Here is a 20,063-nt window from a genome sequence, read left to right on the forward strand (position 1 = left end):
GAAGGCAGGAGCGAGAAAAGCTGAAGGCTGCCCAAGGCAGCCTTCAGCTATGAAACATGTTTACCGGACACTAGTGATGCTCCGCGTGGGAATGCCGCCGGGGACGCTCCGCGTTCCGCTTTTGACGCAAGGCTTTAGTCGGGTGCAAGGGTGACGCCGAGCGTCACGGGATGCATTCCCACGCAGAGCGTGGGAACGATCAACAATCGCGGGCAGGCTCACCTATTCCGGCAATTCGACCAACCCGTCAATATCGGTCATCGCCCGCTCCAGCAAATCCGCTGGCAAGCTCTTGCTCGCCCGCGCGCCCAGCAGCTTGAGCTGCTCACTGCGGCTGACCAGGTTGCCGCGGCCTTCTGTCAGCTTGTTGCGCGCCGAGCTGTAGGCTTTGTCCAGTTGCTGCAAGCGATTGCCGACTTCGTCCAGATCCTGGATGAACAACACGAACTTGTCGTACAGCCATCCTGCCCGCTCGGCGATTTCCCGGGCGTTCTGGCTTTGCCGCTCCTGCTTCCACAGGCTGTCGATGACACGCAGGGTCGCCAGCAGCGTGGTCGGGCTGACGATCACGATGTTGCGGTCGAAGGCTTCCTGGAACAGTGTGGGCTCCGCCTGCAACGCGGCAGAGAACGCCGCTTCGATCGGTACGAACAACAGGACGAAGTCCAGGCTGTGCAAGCCGTCCAGGCGTTTGTAGTCCTTGCCGGCCAAGCCCTTGACGTGGTTGCGCAGCGACAGCACATGTTGCTTGATGGCGATCTGGCCGATGGCTTCGTCTTCGGCCGCCACGTACTGCTGATAGGCCGTCAGGCTGACCTTGGAGTCGACGACCACCTGCTTGTCGCCGGGCAGGTAAATGATCACGTCCGGCTGGAAACGCTCGCCGTCCGGGCCCTTGAGATTGACCTGGGTCTGGTACTCGCGCCCCTTCTCCAGCCCCGCATGCTCAAGCACGCGTTCCAGAATCAACTCGCCCCAGTTGCCCTGGGTTTTCTGTCCTTTCAAGGCGCGGGTCAGGTTGGTGGCTTCGTCGCTCAAGCGCAGGTTGAGCTGTTGCAGGCGCTCCAGTTCCTTGGCCAGGGAAAAGCGCTCTCGGGCTTCAGCCTGATAACTTTCCTCGACGCGCTTTTCAAAAGACTGGATGCGCTCTTTCAACGGATCGAGCAATTGCCCCAGGCGCTGCTGGCTGGTTTCGGCAAAACGCTGCTCGCGCTCGTCGAAGATTTTCCCGGCCAGTTCGGCGAACTGCGCACGCAGCTCGTCCCGTGAGCCCTGCAGGTCGTTGAGGCGCTGCTGATGGCTTTCCTGTTGCTCGCGCAGCTCAGCCTTGAGAGAAGCGGCCAGGGCGTCGAGGCGGCGCAGTTCGACTTCTTTGCCGGCGCGTTCGATATTCCAGGCGTGAGCAGCATCGCGGGCATCGTCACGCTCGATTTGCAGCAGCTCGACCTCACGGCGCACCGCGGCGAGGTCCGCTTGCTTGGCTGCGTTGGCTTGACCGAGATCGGCGATTTCATCGCGACAGGCCTCAAGTTGCGCATTCACCCCATCCTGCGCCAGATTCGCCGTGGCCAGGCGCTCTTCCAGCAACGATGCCTGGGTCTGGGCGGTGCTCGCCCGGCGCTGCAGTTGCCAGGCCAACACCAGCAATGGCAACGCCGCGCCCGCCAGCCCCAGCAATGCGCTGGTCAAGTCCATAGCCATAGCCACTCCTGCCATTGAAATAAAGCCTGAAGGTTAACCAAGGCGTCAGGTCTTGGACAGCTCAGTCTTCGATCAGGCCCAGTTCCTGTTGCGCACGCAGGTCCCCTGCCCGCGCGGCCTGACGCAAGAGATCCTGGCCAATCCGGCGATCCCGGGCATTGCCGCACTCACGGCACATCAGTTGCCCCAACCGGCTTTGCGCGGCGACGACGCCTTCACGGGCCGGTTGCTTGAGTAAACGTCCGGCGATGTGTTTGACGTTGGAGTTTTCGCCCAGGCGCGGGCTGTCCAGCAACCACTCGGCCACCCGCATCGAAAAGCGCTTGGGTGAGGCTACCGTGGACGATTTGGCGGAAGAGGAAGGAGGTGGTGTACGAAACTTCATAAAGCACTGTGGGCAGATCGGAAGGCGCGCCACTCTACTCTCTTTTTCTTACAGGTAAAGCCGAAAAAAACCCGGCACGCCCGTCCTAGAGCAAGCGCTCGGGACAATCCACAGAAGCTGTGGATAACTCAGTGGACAACCGCCATTGAACTCGCGCAAAGGCTTATGGAATGGGGCCTGCAGTCAAACTGACGATTTTTTCACCAGTTAAAAAAGACGATATTTTTCATTGACTTAAATTTTGGTTACAGGCACCCACTGCGTTTGAAGGCTGGATGACAGCAGGGTGACAGTCTGCGCAACTAATGTGCACAACTACCTTCTGGATGGTTATATCACCGGTTTTTTTCGGCGCAATTTTCTTGCTCGTTGGGGATAACCCCCCGTAAAACCCGCGCTCCAGGCAGCTCCCAGCGATGACCGCCGGTCGGATTACGCTCGATGATCGAACAATTTCCAAGGCTCGTCGAAGCGTAGGCGAAGGATGACGCCAAGCGAACATCCAGGATTTTTTGCCAGCACACTTCCCTTTGCCTTTTCAATCCGTTACTATCCGCGGCGTTAGTACCAAGCTGAAAGTCAATTCTGGTCGAACAAATCCCCCCGGCGCAGCCTTCCCACAGGAAGCCGCTACCGAAAAAGCGGGATCGACCACCTCGATGGTTTCCAGGTAAATCTTGCGCCAATACAGCCTTTGAATAAACGAAGGGTGTTGCCAAGCTCATTTACGCTGACCGAACCAGCCTGCAAATTGATCAGGATCTTCACCCCGGGCCCAGAACCTTTGCCCTTGATGTGTTGCCTGCCCTCCTAAGTACCTACCTGCCAGCCCAAGCGCGCCAATTTATCAGCGCTTCAAACTGGCTGCTTTGTTCCAGTCAGGGTTCTTCGTTCGACCAACGGTGGTCGTCGTTACTGGAACGTTTTAATTTTGCACGGCTCTTATCCGTGTCGCTTGTAGGAACACCCAATGACTATGTCTACTCAAATCCACACCCAGGATGCCATCCGCACCCTAACCAACGCTTTTGCACCAATGAACTGCCTGATCATGGCCGCTCGCAAAGGCTGTTTCAGCTTCACCCTGGTCAACGAACACGGCATCGCCCGTCACAGCGAACGCCTGTACCCCGACCAGTATTCCAGCGCCGAACCGCTGCAGGCGGTCATCGAGCGTACGCGTCAGGCCTTGGTCGCCTGATACGCCAGCAAGCCTGAAACACCAGAAGCCCCGCCCGAAAAGCGGGGCTTTTTGTTGCGCAAGGTTTCACGATGACTAAGCACGGATAGATATAACGTTTATAACTCGCCGGCAGAAATATTTTAAAAACAGTCCTTTACGCGGTGAATATGACACTAGACTTCAACTCAAGCGGCTTGATCCGCTTCCGACGAGCCTGAGTCGATTCACCGCTGCCAAAGCCTTTCAGGTTCGTCGCCAATTTGATGTATCGAGGGTTTTATGGGTATCGCTGCCAGCGAACTGTGCCGTTATGTAATCCGTCCGACCTTGATCTACCTTGGACGCCATAGCGCAACCGCCGAATCCCTGCTGCTAGGCATCGCCGCCAGCCAGTCAGCCCTTGGTTCCGCCCTGCATGACCGCCGTGGACACGGCCTGTATCGAATCGCCGAACCCCGCCACCAGGCACTTTGGGACCATTACCTGGCACTCGATCCGGAACGCGCCAGCCTGGTGCGTGGCCTGGCCAGCCAACATGCATTCCTCAGCGGCCCGCACCTGGAATTGACCGTCAACCTGCGTTACGCCACCGCCATCGCCTGGCTGCTGGTCGAAGAACAGAATACCCCCCTCCCCGAACCAGACGACTTGCTGGGCATGGCCCGAATCTGGCGCCAGACCTTCCAGCCCCAGGGACGCCTGAGAGATTTCACCTGCGCCTGGCAAACCTGTGTTGCACCGCTGAATCAGGTTGCCTGCTGATTGCCCGAAATCCAAAGATCGCTCAACTGGCAGCGAATCTGGTCGGATTGTCCTACAAAACCGCTCTAAATCAAGCATTACAGCCTATGGCGCTGGGACGAAAATGTTGGTAATTTTCGCCCCGGTGATCACCAGGAGTTCTAATAATGAAAAAAGTAATGCTCAAAACCACCATTAGCCTCGCCGTTGCCTTGGCATCCACCCAGATCTTCGCGAGTGGTTTCGCCCTCAACGAACAAAGCATCAGCGGGATGGGGACAGGTTTTGCCGGGCGATCTTCCGCTGCCGACGACGCATCCACCGTATTTGGCAACCCTGCTGGCATGTCGCGCCTCAAGCGCGAACAAGTGACTGGCGGTGTTGCATTCATCGACGCCCACGCTGACATTAGCGATGCCAGCTCCCGTCCCAATGGCGGCACCAACAAAGGTGACATGGTCCCTTTCATGGGCGTGCCGATGGGCTACTACGTCAAGCCACTCGATGACCAGTGGGCAGTCGGTTTCGGCGTCTACGCTCCATTCGGCCTGGTGACCGACTACGAGAACGGCTTTGCCGGCCGTTACTTCGGCAGCAAGAGTGAAGTCACCATCGTGACGCTGCAGCCAACCGTCAGCTACGCCTTTAACGACAAGGTGTCGATCGGCTTCGGTCCGACCATCAACCGCATCGACGGCAAGCTGGAATCGAACCTTTCGCTGAACCCGGCGGCTCCGGACGGCGAAGTTAAGATCAAGGGTGACGACACCGCTCTGGGCTACAACATCGGTATCCTGGTGCAAGCCACCGACAGCACTCGTGTCGGCCTGACCTACCACTCGAAAGTGAAGTACAAGCTCGAGGGTGACACTAAGGTCAACTACGGCTTCCTCACGAACCTGCGTCAGAACCCGAACCAGAAGTACGACGCTTCACTGGACATCACCACGCCTGAGTCGGTCGACTTCTCGGTTACCCATCAACTGGACGACCAGTGGACCCTCTACGCAGGCAGCACCTGGACTCGCTGGAGCCGCCTGAAAGAAATCACCGTCGAGAACAGTGGCGTGCCTGCTGCTTTGAACCCAGCGTTTGGCACCATCACCGAAGAGCAGAACTGGCACGACACCTGGGCTCACGCCATCGGTGCCTCCTACCAGTTGAACAAGCAGTGGGTACTGCGTACCGGTCTGTCGGTTGACCAGGCGCCAACCAACAACGAAAACCGCTCTCCACGCATCCCCACCGGCGATCGCAAGATTTTCAGCCTGGGTGCCGGCTGGAGCCCGACCGACGACCTGACCATCGACGTTGCGTATTCGTACCTGCATGAAGAGTCGGTCAAGGTCAACGATAACAACGGCCGCCAAGCCTACAGCTCCAAGTATGAAAACTGGGCGAACGGTTTCGGTGTCGGTGCGACCTACCGCTTCTGATGACCGTCAGGGAGTTTGAAAGGCTCGCCGCCTGAATCAAAAAAAGCCCCGCGCTCTTACACAGAGGCGGGGCTTTTTTGTGGGAGCGAGCCTGCTCGCGATGGACGTCAACGATAACGTGTGAAGCCTGACACCCCGCGGCGCTCTCAAGTCCATCGCGAGCAGGCTCGCTCCCACAGATCAAGGAGTGGAGGCCAATGGTGGCGAAGCCAGGGCTTTTTCCACGGCCTCAATGAACTCGGGATCATCGGGCTTGGTCAGGCTGGAAAAGCTGGCAATCACCTTGCCCTGGCGATCGACCACGTACTTGTAGAAATTCCACTTCGGCGCGCCGCTTTGTTTGGCGAGGACCTGGAACAGGTGCGTGGCATCGTCACCACGAACTTTCTGCGGTTCGGTCATGGTGAAGGTCACCCCGTAGTTCACGTAACAGACCTTGGCGGTCTCGGCGCCGTCCTTGGACTCTTGCTTGAAGTCATTGGACGGCACACCGATCACCTCCAGCCCCTGTTCCTTGTAGCGCTGATTGAGCGCCTCGAGGCTTTTGAACTGCGGGGCAAAACCACAGAAGCTGGCGGTATTGACCACCACCAGCGGCTTGCCGGCGAAACGCTGGCACAGATCGATGGATTCCTTGGCGCGCAGCTTGGGCAACGAGCCTTCGAGCAGCGCCGGGCACTCTGCCGCCTGGGCCAATCCGGTAAACGCTACCAGTAACACGGGAACCGCCAGCCAGCGCATCAGCATATCGGTGCTTCCTTGAGAGTTCTTGTGAGATTGAAGTTACTCGCCCTCACTTGCTGCTAGCAAGCGTCCTTGAAGAATGCCGCCCTCTAGCACGCCCCCATGCCCAGTTGCATCAACGCCAGGCCGCCCTGATGCCAGCCCCACCAGGCCACGGCCAGCAGCAAGCCGCACACAGCGGCGATCACGATCCGCGACCAGAGGCTGTTCATGTCGCACTCAGCTGGCTTTGCAGACGCGCCACGGGCCGCTCACGCACGGGCCAGTTAAGCGCGGCCGCCATCAGGCTCAAGAGGATCGCCACCTGCCAGATCAAGTCGTAGCTCCCGGTCCGGTCGTACACCACCCCGCCCAGCCAGCCACCGAGAAATGACCCGAGCTGGTGAAACAGGAAAACAATCCCACCGAGCATGGACAGGTTTCGTACGCCGAACAAGGTGGCCACGGTGCCGTTGGTCAAGGGAACGGTCGACAACCATAGGAACCCCATGGCCATCCCGAACAGGTAGGCGCTGGTCGTCGTCACTGGCGCCCACAGGAACAACCCGATCACCACGGCGCGCAGCAGGTACAGGCCAGTCAACAGACGCGGTTTGGACATGCGCCCGCCGAGCCAGCCGGCGGTATAGGTGCCGAAGATGTTGAACAGGCCGATCAAGGCCAGCACCGTGGTACCCACCGTCGCCGGCAGATGTTGATCCACCAGGTACGCTGGCAGGTGCACGCCAATGAACACCACCTGGAAGCCACAGACAAAAAAGCCGAATGCCAGCAGCCAGAACCCCGAATGGGAGCACGCCTCGCGCAACGCTTCAGAAAGGGTCTGTTCGTGGCCGAGCAGCGGCAGCGGCTTGTCCTTGAGCATGCTCACCAGCGGCACGATCAGTGCCACCAGCACACCCAGCGCCAGCAATGCCGCCGACCAGCCGAGCCAGCCGATCAAACCGAGCGTGCCCGGCAGCATGGCGAACTGGCCGAACGAACCGGCGGCACTGGCGATACCCATGCCCATGCTGCGTTTTTCTGGCGGCACCGCACGCCCGACCACGCCGAGGATCACTGAGAAGGAGGTGCCGGACAGGCCGATCCCGATCAGCAGGCCGGCGCTCAGGGACAAGGTCACCGCCGAGTCGGAAAGCCCCATGCAGACCAACCCCGCCGCGTACAGGACGCCGCCGACCAGCACCACTTTGGCCGCGCCAAAGCGGTCGGCCAGGGCGCCGGTGAAGGGTTGCGCCAGGCCCCAGATCAGGTTCTGCAGGGCGATGGCGAAGGCGAAGACTTCACGCCCCCAGCCGAACTCGGCACTCATCGGCGCCAGGAATAGCCCGAAACCGTGTCGCACCCCGAGGGACAACGCCAGGATCAGCGCACTTCCCAGTAAAACCCAACCGCACGTACGCCACATCGAGGTCATTCTTGTTCTCCATTTACGGGTATATACCCGCTTAAAATCGAAAAAACTGACCTCAAGCCAGTTCGTCCAGCAACTTCAATAACGTTTCACGCTTTTCCGCGCCCAAGCGATCGACCAAGCGCTGTTGCGCCGCCTCCCAGGCGGGCAAGGCGGCTTTGAGGCGCTCGGCGCCCGCTTCGGTGAGCAGGACGATGCGATTGCGCATGTCCTCGCCCTCGACCAGCGTCACCAGGCCATCACCCTCCAGCACACGCAAGTTGCGCCCCAGGGTACTGCGATCCAGGCCCATGGCTTCGGCGAGGGTTGAGATACTCGGTTGATCCAGGCGCTGCAGGTTGCACAGCAAAGAATACTGCGCAACGTTGATCCCGAAGCCATCGAGAGCGCCGTCGTAATGCCTGCTGACGCCACGGGCGGCGCGACGCAGGTTGATGCATAAACATTGGGATTCGAGCATGGTGCGTGTATATACCCGTGGTTGAATGAAAGCAAATTTATGTTACACCAAACCCCTCTACCTGTAGGAGCGAGCATGCTCGCGATGGACGTCAACGATGACGCTGACTGCCTGACACCCCTCGGTGCTTGTACCTCCATCGCGAGCATGCTCGCTCCTACAGGATTAGCGCCACGCCCACCAGCACTGCTACTTCCAATAGCTCCAGCAACGCCCCTGCCGTGTCACCTGTCGTGCCGCCCAATCGGCGCAGCATCACCTGCCTCAGCCAGGCAAACAGCAGCGCCGCCAGCAGCAGCGCCCAAACGCCGTTGAACCCAGCGATCAGCACACACAACAAGGCACTGACCGCCAACACCTGCTTGCCCGCCAACCGCGGAAGATGATCGGCCAGCGCCTGGCCCAATCCACCGGGACGCACGTAGGGCGTGGTGAGGAACAACCCCAGTAACGCGCTGCGGCTAATCAGTGGGACGATGATCAATAGCACACTGTGCTGCTGCTCAATCAACGCTAGCAACGCGGCAAACTTGAGCAGCAACACCAGCACCAGCGTGACCACGGCGATCGGCCCGCTGCGCGGATCCTTCATGATCGTCAGCGTGCGCTCGCGGTCGCCGAATCCGCCCAGCCATGCATCGGCGCTGTCGGCCAGGCCATCCAGGTGCAGCGCGCCACTGAGCAGCACCCACGCCGTCAATAGCAGTGCGGCATGGAGCAGCAGTGGCGTGCCCAGCAACAGCCCGTTCAGCGCCCACAGAATCACGCCGAACAGCACACCCACCAGCGGATAAAACAGCAGCGAGCGCCCCAGTTCCTCAGGCGTTGGCATGCCCGGTAGACGAATCGGCAGGCTGCTGAGAAATTGCAGGGCGATCCAGAATGGCAACATGTTCAGCGCACTTCCCTCAAGACACCACCGGGCTCGACCAAGAGCGAGAACAGCGCGCCGTGCGCCACTTCGACATTGAGCAGTTGCTCGCGGGGCAAGCCCCGGGCGTGGGCCAGCAATAAACGCATGACCCCGCCATGACTGACCAGCAGCACACGCTCTCCGGCGTACGCCCCATGCAAGCGTGCGACCGCCGCGAGTACTCGCGCTGAAAACTCCGCGACCGGTTCACCCTCTGGCGGGGTAAACGAATACGGATCAGCCCAGAACAAACCCAGGGCCTGGGCGTCGGTTTCCATCAGTGCCGCGGCACTCTGTCCCTCCCAGGCACCGAAGTGCAGTTCCTGCAGGTCTTTGTTCAGCTCGATCGGCAGTCCTGCCTGCATCGCCAGTTCTTCGGCGAAACGCGCACAGCGCTGCAAAGGCGAGCTGACCAGGCGATCCCAGGGCCCCTGCCCCGCCACCGCCTGGCGCATCTGCGCCCAGCCCTTGTCGGTCAGCGCATCGTCAAGGCTGCCGCGCAAGCCGCCACCGAGTTCTGTTTCACCGTGACGCAACAAGTCCAGATGCAAGATCATGCCGGACGGTCCGCCACCGCCGCTTCGGCGAACGTCGCCATCTGCCCGTGCAGCTCGCAGGCCAGACGCAGCAATGGCACGGCCAGCGCGGCACCACTGCCCTCGCCCAGGCGCAAGCCGAGGTCCAGCAAGGGTTCGGCCTTCAGGGTTTCCAGCACATGACGATGGCCCGGCTCGGCTCCGCGATGACCGAACAACAGCCATTGGCGGCACGACGGATTCAAGCGCACCGCGACCAAGGCCGCGACACTGCAGATGAACCCGTCCACCAGCACTGCAATGCCTTGCTGGGCGCACGCCAGGTAGGCGCCCACCAGTGCCGCGATTTCAAAACCGCCCAGATTGAACAAGGTCTGCAGCGCATCGCCACGTTGAGCGCCGTGCAGCACCAGCGCGCGCTCGATCACTTGCGCTTTACGACTGACACCCGCCGCATCCAGCCCCGTACCCGGCCCGGCCAGATGCACCACCGGGCAATCGAGCAAGGCACAGGCCAGGGCGCTGGCCGCCGTGGTGTTGCCGATGCCCATTTCGCCACCGATGAACAGTTGCGCACCCATCGCAACGGCGCGCTCAACGCTGTCGCGACCGGCCTGCAACGCGCGTTCGCCTTGCGCCGCGGTCATCGCTGGCCCTTGGGCAAAATTCGCCGTGCCGGGCCCGATGTTCAGGTGTCTCACACCCGCCAGTTTCAACGACGGTGTGATGGTGCCCAGGTCGACCACTTCCAGGGAGGCGCCCAACTGCCGCGCCAACACACTGATCGCTGCACCGCCGCTGACGAAGTTGAGCAGCATCTGCCCGGTAACTTCCTGGGGATAGGCCGACACTCCCTCGGCCACCACACCATGGTCACCGGCAAAAATCGCGATCCACAACCGCTCCAGACTCGGCTTCACCTGCCCCTGCAGTCCGGCCAGTTGCACCGCCACCGACTCAAGCTGACCGAGTGAGCCGGCCGGCTTGGTCAGTTGCTGTTGACGGGCTTGCGCCTGCTCGACCGCCTGGGCGTCGATCGGTTTGCAGGGGTTCAGCCACCAGGTTGGGCTCATAAAGCAGTTCCTTTCAAAGTCAGGGGCAGGCCGGCAACGGTCAGGACGACACGCTGGCAACGCTCGGCCAGGGCTTGATGCAGCCAACCGGCTTCATCGACATAGCGGCGAGTCAATTCGCCCAGCGGCACGACGCCCATTCCGGTCTCGTTGCTGACAAAAATGATTTCACCCGGCAACGACGCCAGGCATTCGAGCAAGGCTTCGCGCTCGGCCACCAGACGCTCGGTGTCATCGAGCATCAGCAGGTTGGTCATCCACAACGTCAGGCAGTCCACCAGCAGGCAGCGCTCGCTGCTGGCGGTTTCGCGCAGGATGCGGGCCAGTTCCACAGGCTCTTCGATCAACGCCCATTCGGTCGGACGGCGGGCGCGGTGATGGGCGACACGCTCGTTCATTTCACCGTCCAGGGGTTGGCTGGTGGCGATGTAGGTCACTTGAAGGCCGCTGTCTGTCGCCAGCTTTTCAGCCAGGCGACTCTTGCCGGAGCGGGCGCCGCCGAGGATCAGTTGGAGCATGGTTTATTCCATAAAATGTGCAGTGTCATGACGGGCCCCTTCGCGGGCAAGCCCGCTCCCACAGTTGTTTGGGTTGGTCACAAAACTTAAGTACACCCGTTAACCCTGTGGGCGCGGGCTTGCCCGCGATGGGGCCAGCACGGCCAACTTAAAAACCACAGAGCTCGCGCAACAGCCCGGTATCCAGATGCTTTTCAACCAGATCCGCCAAGCGCTCGATATCCCGCTCGCGTAAGCCGTGGTAATCCACCTCCTGCACATTCTGCAAACCCGCCCATCGCAACAGCGCACTGCACGCCGCCGGGGATTCAAACAGGCCATGCAAATAGGTGCCGAAAATTTGCCCATCGACACTCTGCGCGCCATCGCAACGACCATCGTCCAACTGCACGGCGGCATTTTCCAGGGCAGGTCCGGTGGTAACGCCAGCGTGAATCTCATAGCCGCAGACCTCGGCATTCTCCAGTGCAAGACGCCCGCGCACGTTGCGTAGCTGCTTGTGTTCTTCGAGCTGCGTGGTGAATGCCAGCAGGCCCAGGCCATCACTGGACCCCGGCGCGCCTTCAAGTCCCAGCGGGTCATGCACCTGCTCGCCGAGCATCTGCAGGCCACCGCAAATACCCAGGACTTTGCCGCCATAGCGCAGGTGTCGCGAGATCGCGGCGTCCCAGCCATTGGCGCGCAGATAGGCCAGATCGCTACGCACGCTTTTCGAGCCTGGCAGAATGATCAGGTCGGCCGCTGGAATCGCCTGGCCGGGGCCAATGAATTGCAGGTCCACTTGCGGGTGCAGGCGCAGTGGATCGAAATCGGTGTGGTTGCTGATGCGCGGCAGCACCGGCACCACCACCTTCAACAGCTGCCCGGCCTTGTCGGCCTGGCGCTGGTCGATGCCGTCCTCGGCCTCCAGGTGCAGGTCCATCACGTAAGGCAGTACGCCGATCACCGGCTTGCCAGTGCGCGCTTCCAGCCAGTCGAGACCGGGTTGCAGCAGGGCGATGTCACCGCGAAAACGGTTGATGACGAAACCTTTGACCCGCACCTGCTCGGAGGGCGACAGCAGTTCCAGGGTGCCCACCAGGTGAGCGAAAACCCCGCCCCGATTGATGTCGGCGATCAGCACCACCGGGCAATCGACCGCTTCGGCGAAGCCCATGTTGGCGATGTCGCCAGCGCGCAGGTTGATCTCGGCCGGTGAGCCCGCCCCCTCGACCATCACCACTGGATACGCTGAGCTCAAGCGTTCGTGGGACGCCAGCACCGCTTGCATCGCAATGGATTTGTAGTCGTGATAGGCCACGGCATTCATCGTGGTGACTGCACGCCCATGGATGATCACCTGGGCGCCGGTATCGCTGTTGGGCTTGAGCAGCACCGGGTTCATGTCGGTGTGGGGCTCAAGAAAAGCAGCCTGGGCTTGCACGGCTTGCGCGCGACCAATCTCGCCACCGTCGGCAGTCACCGCGCTATTGAGCGCCATGTTCTGCGGCTTGAACGGCACCACGCTGACACCCTGGCGCGTAACCCAGCGGCACAGTGCCGTCACCAGCGTGCTTTTACCGGCGTCGGATGTGGTGCCCTGCACCATTAGCGTGGTCATTGGCTTTCCCTGGTGAAGGCGTCGAACGCGCAGTCGAGGCGGGCCCAGTCGGCTTCATCGCCAGGCAGGCCGAAACGCAGGCTGCTGTTGTGGGTGAACAGGCGCAATAGAATGCCGCGCCGGGCCATGAACTCGTGCAGTACTTCGGCGCGCTCGGTGATTAGCCATTGGAACAAGGCGCACCCGCCTTGGGGTTGGAAGCCGTGCCGGGTCAACAGGGTGGCCAGCCGCGCACTGGCCTCATCGGCGCGCTCGCGCTGCCGAACGTGCCCTTCGGTGTCGCGCAGGCACGCCTGGCCCAGCACTCGGGTCGGCCCGCTGACCGCCCACGGCCCTACTTGCTCGGCGAGCAACTTGAGCAACTTGCGCTCAGCCAGGACAAAACCCAGGCGCACGCCGGCCAGGCCGAAAAACTTGCCAAAGGAGCGCAGCACGATCAAGCCTACCTGATGGGCAAACGGCGCCACACTCAGGTGCGGCGTGTTGTCCATGAAGGCCTCGTCCACCACCAGCCAGCCACCGCGCGGGGCCAGGCGCGAATGCCAGTCGAGCAGCCGGGCGGGCGTCAGGTTCAGCCCGGTTGGATTATTCGGGTTGACCACCACCAGCACGTCGAGGCTATCGACGAAGAAGTCGACCTCCTGCTCCAGCACTTCGCGCACGATGTAGCCATTGCGCCGCCACGCCTCGGCATGTTCGGCATAACAGGGTGACAGTACGCCGACCTTGCCCGCCCGCCGCAAACGCGGCAGCAACTGGATGGCCATCTGCGAACCGGCGACCGGCAACGCTTGCAAGGTGCCGTAGTAGTCGCAGGCCGCCTGCTCCAGACCGTCATTGGTTTCCGGCAATCGCGCCCAGGCCCGTTGCGGGATGTCCGGCACTGGAAACGGCCAGGGGGCCAGGCCGCTGGACAGGTCAAGCCAATCGGCTTCATCGATGCCGTAATCGTGCGCCGCCTTGCGCAGTCGTCCGCCGTGCTCAAGCATAAAATTCAGACCCCACGCACAGAATCAGCAGCCACAACCATACCCCACGCTGCACCAGTTGCCAGCCGCGGTCGATGGCGTCGGCATCCGCCGGCACGCCCTCGCCCAGCGCCGGGCGCTGATGCAGTTCACCGTGATAAATCGCCGGCCCGCCCAGCTCGACGCCTAACGCACCGGCCCCCGCCGCCATCACCGGACCGGCATTCGGGCTGTCCCAGGTTGGCCCCTGGGTACGCCAGCATTTCAACGCCAGTCGGGTCTTGCCCAGCAGTGCATAGGTCAGCGCCACCAGGCGCGCCGGAATGTAATTGAGCACGTCGTCGATCTTGGCCGCCGCCCAGCCGAAACGCTCGAAGCGTTCGTTGCGATAGCCCCACATCGCGTCCAGGGTGTTGCTCAAACGGTAGAGCACCACGCCGGGCGCACCGGCCACGGCAAACCAGAACAGCGCGGCGAACACCGCGTCGCTGCCGTTTTCCAGCACCGATTCGGTGGCGGCACGGGCCACGGCGGTTTCATCCAGATCACTGGTTTTGCGGCTGACCAGATAACTCACGCGTTGGCGCGCTTCTTCAAGGTCACCGCTGCGCAAGGCCTTGGCCACCGGCGTGACGTGCTCGCCGAGGCTGCGCATGCCCAGGGCGCAATAGAGCGCGAGAATCTCGACGATCCAGCCGACGTACGGCGCCCATGAGAGCGCCGTGGCCAACAGGGTCAGCGGCACTACGGCGATCACCCACGCGGTGACCCCATGGCTGCGCCAGCCGCGACCGCCACCATTGAAACGTTGCTCGATGCGCTCGGCGAAACGGCCAAACGCCACCAGCGGATGCCAGCGCTTGGGCTCACCCAGCAGCGCATCCAGCGCTACCGCGGCGACACTCAACAACGCCACACTCATTGACTCACTCCCCAATAATTTTCGTACAGCAGCTCACTCAACGGACGCGCCTGCGCCCAGCCTTCGAGCACCAGCATTGGCGCCGGATAGAAGGCCTTGACCGGTCCCAGGCAGAGAATGGCCAGGGGCTTGGCACCAGGCGGCAGGCCCAGCAGGTCCGCCAAGGCTTGCGGTTCGAACAGCGAGACCCAGCCCATGCCCAGCCCTTCGGCGCGGGACGCCAGCCAGAGGTTCTGGATGGCGCAAGACAACGAGGCCAGGTCCATTTCCGGCAGGGTGCGACGACCGAAGATGTGCCGTTCGCGATCGTCCATCAACGCGGCGACCAGCACTTCGGCGCAATCGTTGATGCCCTCGACCTTGAGGTGCATGAATTCGTCGGTGCGCTCACCCAGGGCCTCGGCGGTGCGGATACGTTCTTGCTCCACCAGCTGTTGGATCTGGCCACGCAAGGCTCGATCGCTGATGCGGATGAACCGCCAGGGCTGCATCAGGCCGACACTTGGGGCCTGATGCGCGGCTTCGAGCAGGCGTCGCAGCAGCTCGGGCTCGACCGTGCCGCCGGCGAAGTGACGCATGTCGCGGCGTTCACCGATGGCGCGGTAGACCGCGTCGCGTTCGGCCTGGCTGAAGGCGTTGTCAGTCATGGCTCTTCGCGAGCAGGCTCGCTCCCACATTTGATATGCGTTCCCCTGTGGGAGCGAGCCTGCTCGCGAAGGCGTCCGTCCAGTCAGGCGCAAACAAAGCGGCAATCGCTGATGGATTGGACGGGAAATAAAAGTGCACGTAAGAGGCCGTCATCCGCCCCTCACGATAAACCGCTTCGGCCCCACGCCCGCCGTTAGGACTCAGGCCACGGGCAATCGGAACAAGCTCGGTCGTGGTCAACGAATGGTGATAGGTATGCCCGCGCAAAGAACCTTCCGGCAGCTCAACCGCTTGCAGAGCCAATGCAGCAAGGCGCTTTTGCATCACCGCGTCGCCCTTCAACAAGCCGACCAGCTCGGCACGAGTGCCCTCGACATCGGTCAGCGAATCGAGCAAATAAAGCATGCCGCCGCATTCGGCCAGCAAGGGTTTGCCTGCCGCGTGGTGGGCGCGGATGGCGCTGAGCATGGCAGTGTTCTGCGCCAATGCCACGTGGTGCAATTCCGGATAGCCACCCGGCAGGTACAGGCTGTCGGCCTCTGGCAAACCTGCATCACGGATCGGCGAGAAAAACCGCAGCTCGGCGCCCATCGCCCGCAGCACATCGAGACTGGCGCCATAGGTAAAGGCAAACGCTTCGTCACGGGCCACGGCGATGCGCACGCCAGCCAGCAAGGGCTCGACTGTCACCACATCGGGCGCGGCGAATTCCACCGCCGGCGGCAGTTCGACTTCGCAACTGCCGGCCAGGGCCTCGGCCGCCGCATCGAGGCGCACATCCAGGTCATTCAACTCGCTGGCCTGCACCAGGCCAAGGTGTCGACTCGGCAATTCGATCCCGGTCTCCCGTGACAAGGCGCCATACCAGCGCAGGCCTTCGGTCAGGCTGCCTTCGAGCAGTTGCGCGTGGCGCAGGGTGCCCACGCGGTTGGCCAGCACGCCGGCAAACGGCAAGTCCGGCTGATAACGCGCCAGGCCCAGGGCCAGTGCGCCGAAGGTCTGGGCCATGGCGGTGCCGTCGATCACAGCGAGCACCGGCACGCCGAAATGCCGCGCCAGGTCAGCGCTGGACGGCGTACCGTCGAACAGCCCCATGACACCCTCGATCAGGATCAGGTCAGCGTCGCCGGCGGCCTCCCACAACAGGCGGCGACTGTCCTGCTCGCCGACCATCCACATGTCCAGTTGATACACCGGCGCACCGCTGGCGCGTTCGAGGATCATCGGATCGAGAAAGTCCGGGCCGCACTTGAACACGCGAACCTTACGGCCCTGGTTACGATGCAACCGGGCCAGCGCAGCGGTCACGGTCGTCTTGCCCTGGCCGGACGCCGGCGCAGCAATCAGCACCGCCGGGCAACGTCGAGGCTGGTTCACAGCTCCACGCCTTTTTGCGCCTTGATACCGGCCTGGAAGGCGTGCTTGATCATGCCCATTTCAGTGACGGTATCCGCCAGTTCAACCATCTCCGGCTTGGCGCCGCGACCAGTAACCACCACGTGCTGCATAGGCGGACGCGCCTGCAAATCGCTGAGCACCTGATCGAGATCGAGGTAGCCGTGCTTGAGGGCGATGTTCAGTTCGTCCAGCACCACCAGGCCGATGGACGAGTCGCGCAGCAGTTGCTGCGACACCGCCCAGGCCGCTTCGGCAGCCGCGATGTCGCGCTGGCGATCCTGTGTTTCCCAGGTGAAGCCCTCGCCCATCACATGAAAACGCACCTGCTCGGGAAAGCGCCGGAAGAACAGCTCTTCACCGGTGCTGTTACGCCCCTTGATGAACTGCACCACGCCGCACTGCATGCCATGACCCATGGCACGCGCCAGCATGCCGAACGCCGAACTGCTCTTGCCTTTGCCATTGCCGGTCAGCACCAGCAGCAGGCCACATTCGTTTGGGGAATTGGCGATGCGTTCGTCGATGACGGCCTTTTTGCGCAGCATGCGCGCCAGGTGACGTTCGTCACGATCAGGATTGTCAGACATGGGGGAGCTCTCCGTTGAGGCAGGATTAACGGCGGGCAGGCACAAGAATAGACGGCAAGAAGCCTGGCATCGCCCACCGTGATGCCGCTTGGATGGATCAGGCCGGTCTCCGGGCTCATGAGCGGCGTGACGCCTCGCTGCGCGCCTTCCCGCATCGATGGATCGACGCAGTGGCTTCAAGCGCAGTTTTCACTCATTTACCGTTGCGGGGGCAGCGCCGGGATCGCAGGGCTTCATCGACTGAAGCGCTCACTCACCGGCTTCCCTGTTTCACTCTGTCGACCCAAGCCACAGAGCACCTGAAACAAGCGGCGAAGGTTAGAGGGTTGGGGGTGGAGCGTCAATTGAAGACAGGGTGCCGGAACGAATAACTGCCAACCATTCATAAAATGACGTCAATCTTGTGTCACACTCACTTCAGTGATATCAATTTGCCACAATCTCACAACACAATAATAAGGTGAGCCCTATGCAAGGCATGATCATCAGTAATCCGAAGCTGGAATTCCTGCGTCCGGTGCTGGAGCGCTGGTTCGACTGTATCGATCGTTATAACGCCGTTCGCGGCGACAACGAGACACCCTACTGGCTCGATGAAAAAGCCAACCTCGGCCTGCTTTCTGCCGCGGCATGGATGGCTGAGATGGTCACACTGCAACAATCGCCCACGCGCAAACAGACCGAAGAAGGCGAACGCAACGGCCGCGCCGACCTGTTTATCGCCACCACCGAAGATCGCGCCTGGCTGCAGGCCACGCAGCGCTGGCCACGCGTTAACAGCCTGAACCTGACCCAGGCCTTGCTGGACATCACCAGTGACGCGAAAAAAATCAGCTACGCCAGCGACCTGAGAATCGGCTGCCTGTTCGTCGCTCCCCACAAGAGCCAGCAAGGCGCCACCCCGGAGGAACTCCAGGACATGGTCGATGACCTGCAAAAGGAGCATTGCTGCGCCGTGGCCTGGTATTTCCCCTATGCCTATCGCAAATTGCGCAATGAAGCCGGTCACTATCACCCAGGCATTGCCGTGTTGCTCAAGGAAGCTCGCGGCTAAAGGTTGAACCATCGGGCTTTGCCGCTTCTCTATGATTTAAGTCACTGCATTCATAGGGAAGGTCAGCAATGCGCACATCCGAGCTGGTTTTCGTCATCGCATTAGCGGGAGGGCTCGTCGCCTGTGGCGAAACCGCCCGCTTGCAAGTCACCGACGGCATCGGGCCGTCCCCCAAGCTACCGGAACCGAACAAGACGCTGTTCCCGACAATGAACATCGCCCCGGCCATTGGCTGGGCGGACGGCGCAAAACCCGTCGCGGCCAGCGGTACTCATGTCGGCGCATTTGCCGAGAACCTCGATCATCCACGCTGGCTTTATGTGCTGCCCAATGGCGACGTGCTGGTTGCCGAAACCAATGCCCCGCCCAAACCCGATGACAACAAAGGCATCAAGGGCTGGATCACCAAGAAAGTCATGGGGCGCGCCGGTGCCGGCGTGCCGAGCCCGAACCGCATCACCCTGCTGCGAGATGGCAACCACGATGGCGTTGCCGAAACCCGCACGGTATTCCTGGAAAACCTCAACTCGCCCTTCGGCATGACCCTGGTCGGCAATGACCTGTACGTGGCCGACACCGACCGGCTGTTGCGCTTCCATTATGAGAACGGCAACACGGCAATCCAGAACAAACCGATCAAGGTCGTCGACTTGCCAGGGGGCACCCTGAATCACCACTGGACCAAAAACGTCATCGCCAGCAAGGACGGCAGCAAGCTGTATGTCACGGTGGGTTCCAACAGCAACGTCGGCGAGAACGGCATGGACCAGGAGCAAGGGCGCGCGGCGATCTGGGAAGTGGATCGCGCCACCGGCAACCACCGGATCTTCGCTTCAGGCCTGCGCAACCCCAACGGCATGGCCTGGGAGCCGCAAAGCGGTGCGCTGTGGACCGCCGTGAATGAGCGGGACGAAATCGGCAGCGACCTGGTGCCGGACTACATCACCTCGGTGAAAGACGGCGCCTTCTATGGCTGGCCATTCAGTTATTACGGCCAGCACGTCGACGAGCGTGTCGACCCGCAAAACCCGGACCTGGTGGCCAAGGCGATCGCCCCGGACTATGCGGTGGGGCCTCACACCGCTTCACTTGGCCTGACCTTTGCCGAAGGCAACCGATTGCCGGTGCAGTTCAAGGAAGGTGCGTTCATCGGCCAGCATGGCTCCTGGAACCGCAAGCCGCACAGCGGTTACAAAGTGATTTTCGTGCCCTTCAGCGGTGGCAAGCCAAGCGGGCAACCGGTGGATGTGCTCACCGGATTCCTCAATGACGAGGAAAAAGCCATGGGCCGGCCGGTGGGCGTGGTGATCGATCAGCAAGGCGCCTTGCTGGTGGCCGATGATGTGGGGAATAAGGTGTGGCGGGTGTCGGCCGCTCATTAACCTGCACTTGAAAAACAGGCCGACCGGTCGGCTTTTGCTTTGGCTTTGGCTTTTGCTTGGCTTTAGATCTTGATTTTCTTGCCCCCTCACACCCTGAGTCTGTCCGTCAACCTGTGACGACGTCCATCGGGGCCTCTACCAACGTTGATCCATGCCGCATCGAAGCTTGTTGTGGGAGATTGTTTTCTGAGTACATATCCGTTGCTGCGGTAACGGCTACTTATGGTTTCGCCCTTACGGCGACTCACTTTTTCAAACGCCAAAAAGTAAGCAAAAGGCTTTGCCCCACCACTTGGTGCCTCGCTAGGGCTCGGCATGCCCTGTCTCCGGCATTGCTCCGTGGGTCGCCGCGATGGGCCGTCCCTGGCCCAGCGCGGCTAAACCGGCGTCCTGCCGGTTT

At 61.5% G+C, this 20,063-nt stretch carries 22 protein-coding genes and 1 riboswitch; of the genes, 5 read left to right on the forward strand and 17 right to left on the reverse strand.

All coding sequences use genetic code 11. The annotated features are described in order from the left end of the window. Positions 1-222: 222 nt before the first annotated feature. The 3 genes from AC3WWR_RS28800 to AC3WWR_RS28810 all read right to left on the reverse strand — a co-directional run bounded on the left by AC3WWR_RS28800 (position 223) and on the right by AC3WWR_RS28810 (position 2,811). Complete coding sequence (locus tag AC3WWR_RS28800) at positions 223-1,587, reverse strand: DNA recombination protein RmuC (protein ID WP_169840440.1); 1,365 nt, start codon at positions 1,585-1,587, stop codon at positions 223-225. Positions 1,588-1,762: 175 nt separating this feature from the next. Further along, positions 1,763-2,086: an SEL1-like repeat protein gene (locus tag AC3WWR_RS28805; RefSeq protein ID WP_080725343.1), complete on the reverse strand. Its 324-nt coding sequence runs from the start codon at positions 2,084-2,086 to the stop codon at positions 1,763-1,765. Between the two features lie 335 nt (positions 2,087-2,421). After that, a complete protein-coding gene (locus tag AC3WWR_RS28810; protein ID WP_155943754.1) occupies positions 2,422-2,811 on the reverse strand; it encodes a hypothetical protein in 390 nt (129 codons plus the stop codon). Between the two features lie 251 nt (positions 2,812-3,062). Here AC3WWR_RS28810 and AC3WWR_RS28815 point away from each other — a divergent pair, with 251 nt between their 5' ends. The 3 genes from AC3WWR_RS28815 to AC3WWR_RS28825 all read left to right on the forward strand — a co-directional run bounded on the left by AC3WWR_RS28815 (position 3,063) and on the right by AC3WWR_RS28825 (position 5,446). Then, a complete protein-coding gene (locus AC3WWR_RS28815; protein WP_007898912.1) occupies positions 3,063-3,287 on the forward strand; it encodes a hypothetical protein in 225 nt (74 codons plus the stop codon). Positions 3,288-3,548: 261 nt separating this feature from the next. Then, positions 3,549-4,031, forward strand: a complete 483-nt coding sequence (locus AC3WWR_RS28820) for a hypothetical protein (protein ID WP_020800340.1) — start codon at positions 3,549-3,551, stop codon at positions 4,029-4,031. Between the two features lie 146 nt (positions 4,032-4,177). Next, on the forward strand, positions 4,178-5,446 hold the full coding sequence (locus AC3WWR_RS28825) for an OmpP1/FadL family transporter (protein WP_033038448.1): 1,269 nt from the start codon (positions 4,178-4,180) through the stop codon (positions 5,444-5,446). A 180-nt stretch (positions 5,447-5,626) separates the two neighbouring features. Here the strand turns inward: AC3WWR_RS28825 and AC3WWR_RS28830 are convergent, their stop codons facing one another. From AC3WWR_RS28830 to cobO, 14 genes are all read right to left on the reverse strand, one after another. Continuing rightward, positions 5,627-6,193: a glutathione peroxidase gene (locus AC3WWR_RS28830; RefSeq protein ID WP_020800342.1), complete on the reverse strand. Its 567-nt coding sequence runs from the start codon at positions 6,191-6,193 to the stop codon at positions 5,627-5,629. An 86-nt stretch (positions 6,194-6,279) separates the two neighbouring features. Beyond that, positions 6,280-6,402: a hypothetical protein gene (locus AC3WWR_RS28835; protein ID WP_020800343.1), complete on the reverse strand. Its 123-nt coding sequence runs from the start codon at positions 6,400-6,402 to the stop codon at positions 6,280-6,282. Continuing rightward, a complete protein-coding gene (locus tag AC3WWR_RS28840; RefSeq protein WP_020800344.1) occupies positions 6,399-7,607 on the reverse strand; it encodes an MFS transporter in 1,209 nt (402 codons plus the stop codon). The genes AC3WWR_RS28835 and AC3WWR_RS28840 overlap by 4 nt, the downstream gene beginning before the upstream one ends. 52 nt (positions 7,608-7,659) lie before the next feature. Beyond that, positions 7,660-8,064, reverse strand: a complete 405-nt coding sequence (locus tag AC3WWR_RS28845) for a MarR family winged helix-turn-helix transcriptional regulator (protein ID WP_020800345.1) — start codon at positions 8,062-8,064, stop codon at positions 7,660-7,662. A gap of 157 nt (positions 8,065-8,221) precedes the next feature. Beyond that, on the reverse strand, positions 8,222-8,956 hold the full coding sequence (locus tag AC3WWR_RS28850) for an adenosylcobinamide-GDP ribazoletransferase (protein ID WP_151141032.1): 735 nt from the start codon (positions 8,954-8,956) through the stop codon (positions 8,222-8,224). 2 nt (positions 8,957-8,958) lie between these two features. Then, positions 8,959-9,534, reverse strand: coding sequence for an alpha-ribazole phosphatase family protein (cobC, locus tag AC3WWR_RS28855; RefSeq protein ID WP_492599264.1), 576 nt, complete (start codon positions 9,532-9,534; stop codon positions 8,959-8,961). Then, on the reverse strand, positions 9,531-10,586 hold the full coding sequence (gene cobT, locus AC3WWR_RS28860; protein WP_492599265.1) for a nicotinate-nucleotide--dimethylbenzimidazole phosphoribosyltransferase: 1,056 nt from the start codon (positions 10,584-10,586) through the stop codon (positions 9,531-9,533). The genes cobC and cobT overlap by 4 nt, the downstream gene beginning before the upstream one ends. Next, on the reverse strand, positions 10,583-11,104 hold the full coding sequence (cobU, locus tag AC3WWR_RS28865) for a bifunctional adenosylcobinamide kinase/adenosylcobinamide-phosphate guanylyltransferase (protein WP_020800349.1): 522 nt from the start codon (positions 11,102-11,104) through the stop codon (positions 10,583-10,585). The genes cobT and cobU overlap by 4 nt, the downstream gene beginning before the upstream one ends. A gap of 148 nt (positions 11,105-11,252) precedes the next feature. Then, entirely contained in the window at positions 11,253-12,704 is a 1,452-nt protein-coding gene (locus AC3WWR_RS28870) for a cobyric acid synthase (protein ID WP_492599266.1), read from the reverse strand. Next, a complete protein-coding gene (cobD, locus tag AC3WWR_RS28875; RefSeq protein WP_020800351.1) occupies positions 12,701-13,693 on the reverse strand; it encodes a threonine-phosphate decarboxylase CobD in 993 nt (330 codons plus the stop codon). The genes AC3WWR_RS28870 and cobD overlap by 4 nt, the downstream gene beginning before the upstream one ends. After that, on the reverse strand, positions 13,686-14,594 hold the full coding sequence (cbiB, locus tag AC3WWR_RS28880) for an adenosylcobinamide-phosphate synthase CbiB (RefSeq protein ID WP_492599267.1): 909 nt from the start codon (positions 14,592-14,594) through the stop codon (positions 13,686-13,688). Before cbiB ends, cobD begins: the two co-directional genes overlap by 8 nt. Continuing rightward, positions 14,591-15,241, reverse strand: a complete 651-nt coding sequence (gene bluB / locus AC3WWR_RS28885) for a 5,6-dimethylbenzimidazole synthase (protein WP_033043976.1) — start codon at positions 15,239-15,241, stop codon at positions 14,591-14,593. The genes cbiB and bluB overlap by 4 nt, the downstream gene beginning before the upstream one ends. Continuing rightward, positions 15,234-16,619 (reverse strand): cobyrinic acid a,c-diamide synthase CobB, encoded by a 1,386-nt coding sequence (locus AC3WWR_RS28890; RefSeq protein ID WP_020800354.1) that lies wholly within the window; start codon positions 16,617-16,619, stop codon positions 15,234-15,236. The genes bluB and AC3WWR_RS28890 overlap by 8 nt, the downstream gene beginning before the upstream one ends. Further along, positions 16,616-17,227, reverse strand: coding sequence for a cob(I)yrinic acid a,c-diamide adenosyltransferase (cobO, locus tag AC3WWR_RS28895; RefSeq protein WP_179056429.1), 612 nt, complete (start codon positions 17,225-17,227; stop codon positions 16,616-16,618). The genes AC3WWR_RS28890 and cobO overlap by 4 nt, the downstream gene beginning before the upstream one ends. An 83-nt stretch (positions 17,228-17,310) precedes the next feature. Then, positions 17,311-17,545: riboswitch (cobalamin riboswitch) on the reverse strand. Between the two features lie 151 nt (positions 17,546-17,696). Here cobO and AC3WWR_RS28900 point away from each other — a divergent pair. Together AC3WWR_RS28900 and AC3WWR_RS28905 are read left to right on the forward strand one after the other, a co-directional pair. Next, complete coding sequence (locus tag AC3WWR_RS28900; RefSeq protein WP_020800356.1) at positions 17,697-18,281, forward strand: hypothetical protein; 585 nt, start codon at positions 17,697-17,699, stop codon at positions 18,279-18,281. Positions 18,282-18,349: 68 nt separating this feature from the next. After that, a complete protein-coding gene (locus AC3WWR_RS28905; RefSeq protein WP_492599268.1) occupies positions 18,350-19,663 on the forward strand; it encodes a PQQ-dependent sugar dehydrogenase in 1,314 nt (437 codons plus the stop codon). Positions 19,664-20,063 lie beyond the last annotated feature (400 nt).

The organism is Pseudomonas sp. EB271-G4-1 (assembly GCF_058791355.1).

Excerpts from the sequence above, each read along its gene's own strand:
- AC3WWR_RS28815 (WP_007898912.1), top strand. The coding sequence starts at position 3,063 with ATGTCTACTCAAATCCACACCCAGGATGCCATCCGCACCCTAACCAAC.
- cobC (WP_492599264.1), bottom strand. The coding sequence starts at position 9,534 with ATGATCTTGCATCTGGACTTGTTGCGTCACGGTGAAACAGAACTCGGT.
- cobT (WP_492599265.1), bottom strand. The coding sequence starts at position 10,586 with ATGAGCCCAACCTGGTGGCTGAACCCCTGCAAACCGATCGACGCCCAG.
- AC3WWR_RS28825 (WP_033038448.1), top strand. The coding sequence starts at position 4,178 with ATGAAAAAAGTAATGCTCAAAACCACCATTAGCCTCGCCGTTGCCTTG.
- AC3WWR_RS28830 (WP_020800342.1), bottom strand. The coding sequence starts at position 6,193 with ATGCTGATGCGCTGGCTGGCGGTTCCCGTGTTACTGGTAGCGTTTACC.
- AC3WWR_RS28905 (WP_492599268.1), top strand. The coding sequence starts at position 18,350 with ATGCGCACATCCGAGCTGGTTTTCGTCATCGCATTAGCGGGAGGGCTC.
- AC3WWR_RS28840 (WP_020800344.1), bottom strand. The coding sequence starts at position 7,607 with ATGACCTCGATGTGGCGTACGTGCGGTTGGGTTTTACTGGGAAGTGCG.
- AC3WWR_RS28810 (WP_155943754.1), bottom strand. The coding sequence starts at position 2,811 with ATGAGCTTGGCAACACCCTTCGTTTATTCAAAGGCTGTATTGGCGCAA.
- AC3WWR_RS28900 (WP_020800356.1), top strand. The coding sequence starts at position 17,697 with ATGCAAGGCATGATCATCAGTAATCCGAAGCTGGAATTCCTGCGTCCG.
- cobU (WP_020800349.1), bottom strand. The coding sequence starts at position 11,104 with ATGCTCCAACTGATCCTCGGCGGCGCCCGCTCCGGCAAGAGTCGCCTG.
- AC3WWR_RS28870 (WP_492599266.1), bottom strand. The coding sequence starts at position 12,704 with ATGACCACGCTAATGGTGCAGGGCACCACATCCGACGCCGGTAAAAGC.
- bluB (WP_033043976.1), bottom strand. The coding sequence starts at position 15,241 with ATGACTGACAACGCCTTCAGCCAGGCCGAACGCGACGCGGTCTACCGC.
- AC3WWR_RS28835 (WP_020800343.1), bottom strand. The coding sequence starts at position 6,402 with ATGAACAGCCTCTGGTCGCGGATCGTGATCGCCGCTGTGTGCGGCTTG.
- AC3WWR_RS28805 (WP_080725343.1), bottom strand. The coding sequence starts at position 2,086 with ATGAAGTTTCGTACACCACCTCCTTCCTCTTCCGCCAAATCGTCCACG.
- cbiB (WP_492599267.1), bottom strand. The coding sequence starts at position 14,594 with ATGAGTGTGGCGTTGTTGAGTGTCGCCGCGGTAGCGCTGGATGCGCTG.
- cobO (WP_179056429.1), bottom strand. The coding sequence starts at position 17,227 with ATGTCTGACAATCCTGATCGTGACGAACGTCACCTGGCGCGCATGCTG.
- AC3WWR_RS28850 (WP_151141032.1), bottom strand. The coding sequence starts at position 8,956 with ATGTTGCCATTCTGGATCGCCCTGCAATTTCTCAGCAGCCTGCCGATT.
- AC3WWR_RS28820 (WP_020800340.1), top strand. The coding sequence starts at position 3,549 with ATGGGTATCGCTGCCAGCGAACTGTGCCGTTATGTAATCCGTCCGACC.
- cobD (WP_020800351.1), bottom strand. The coding sequence starts at position 13,693 with ATGCTTGAGCACGGCGGACGACTGCGCAAGGCGGCGCACGATTACGGC.
- AC3WWR_RS28845 (WP_020800345.1), bottom strand. The coding sequence starts at position 8,064 with ATGCTCGAATCCCAATGTTTATGCATCAACCTGCGTCGCGCCGCCCGT.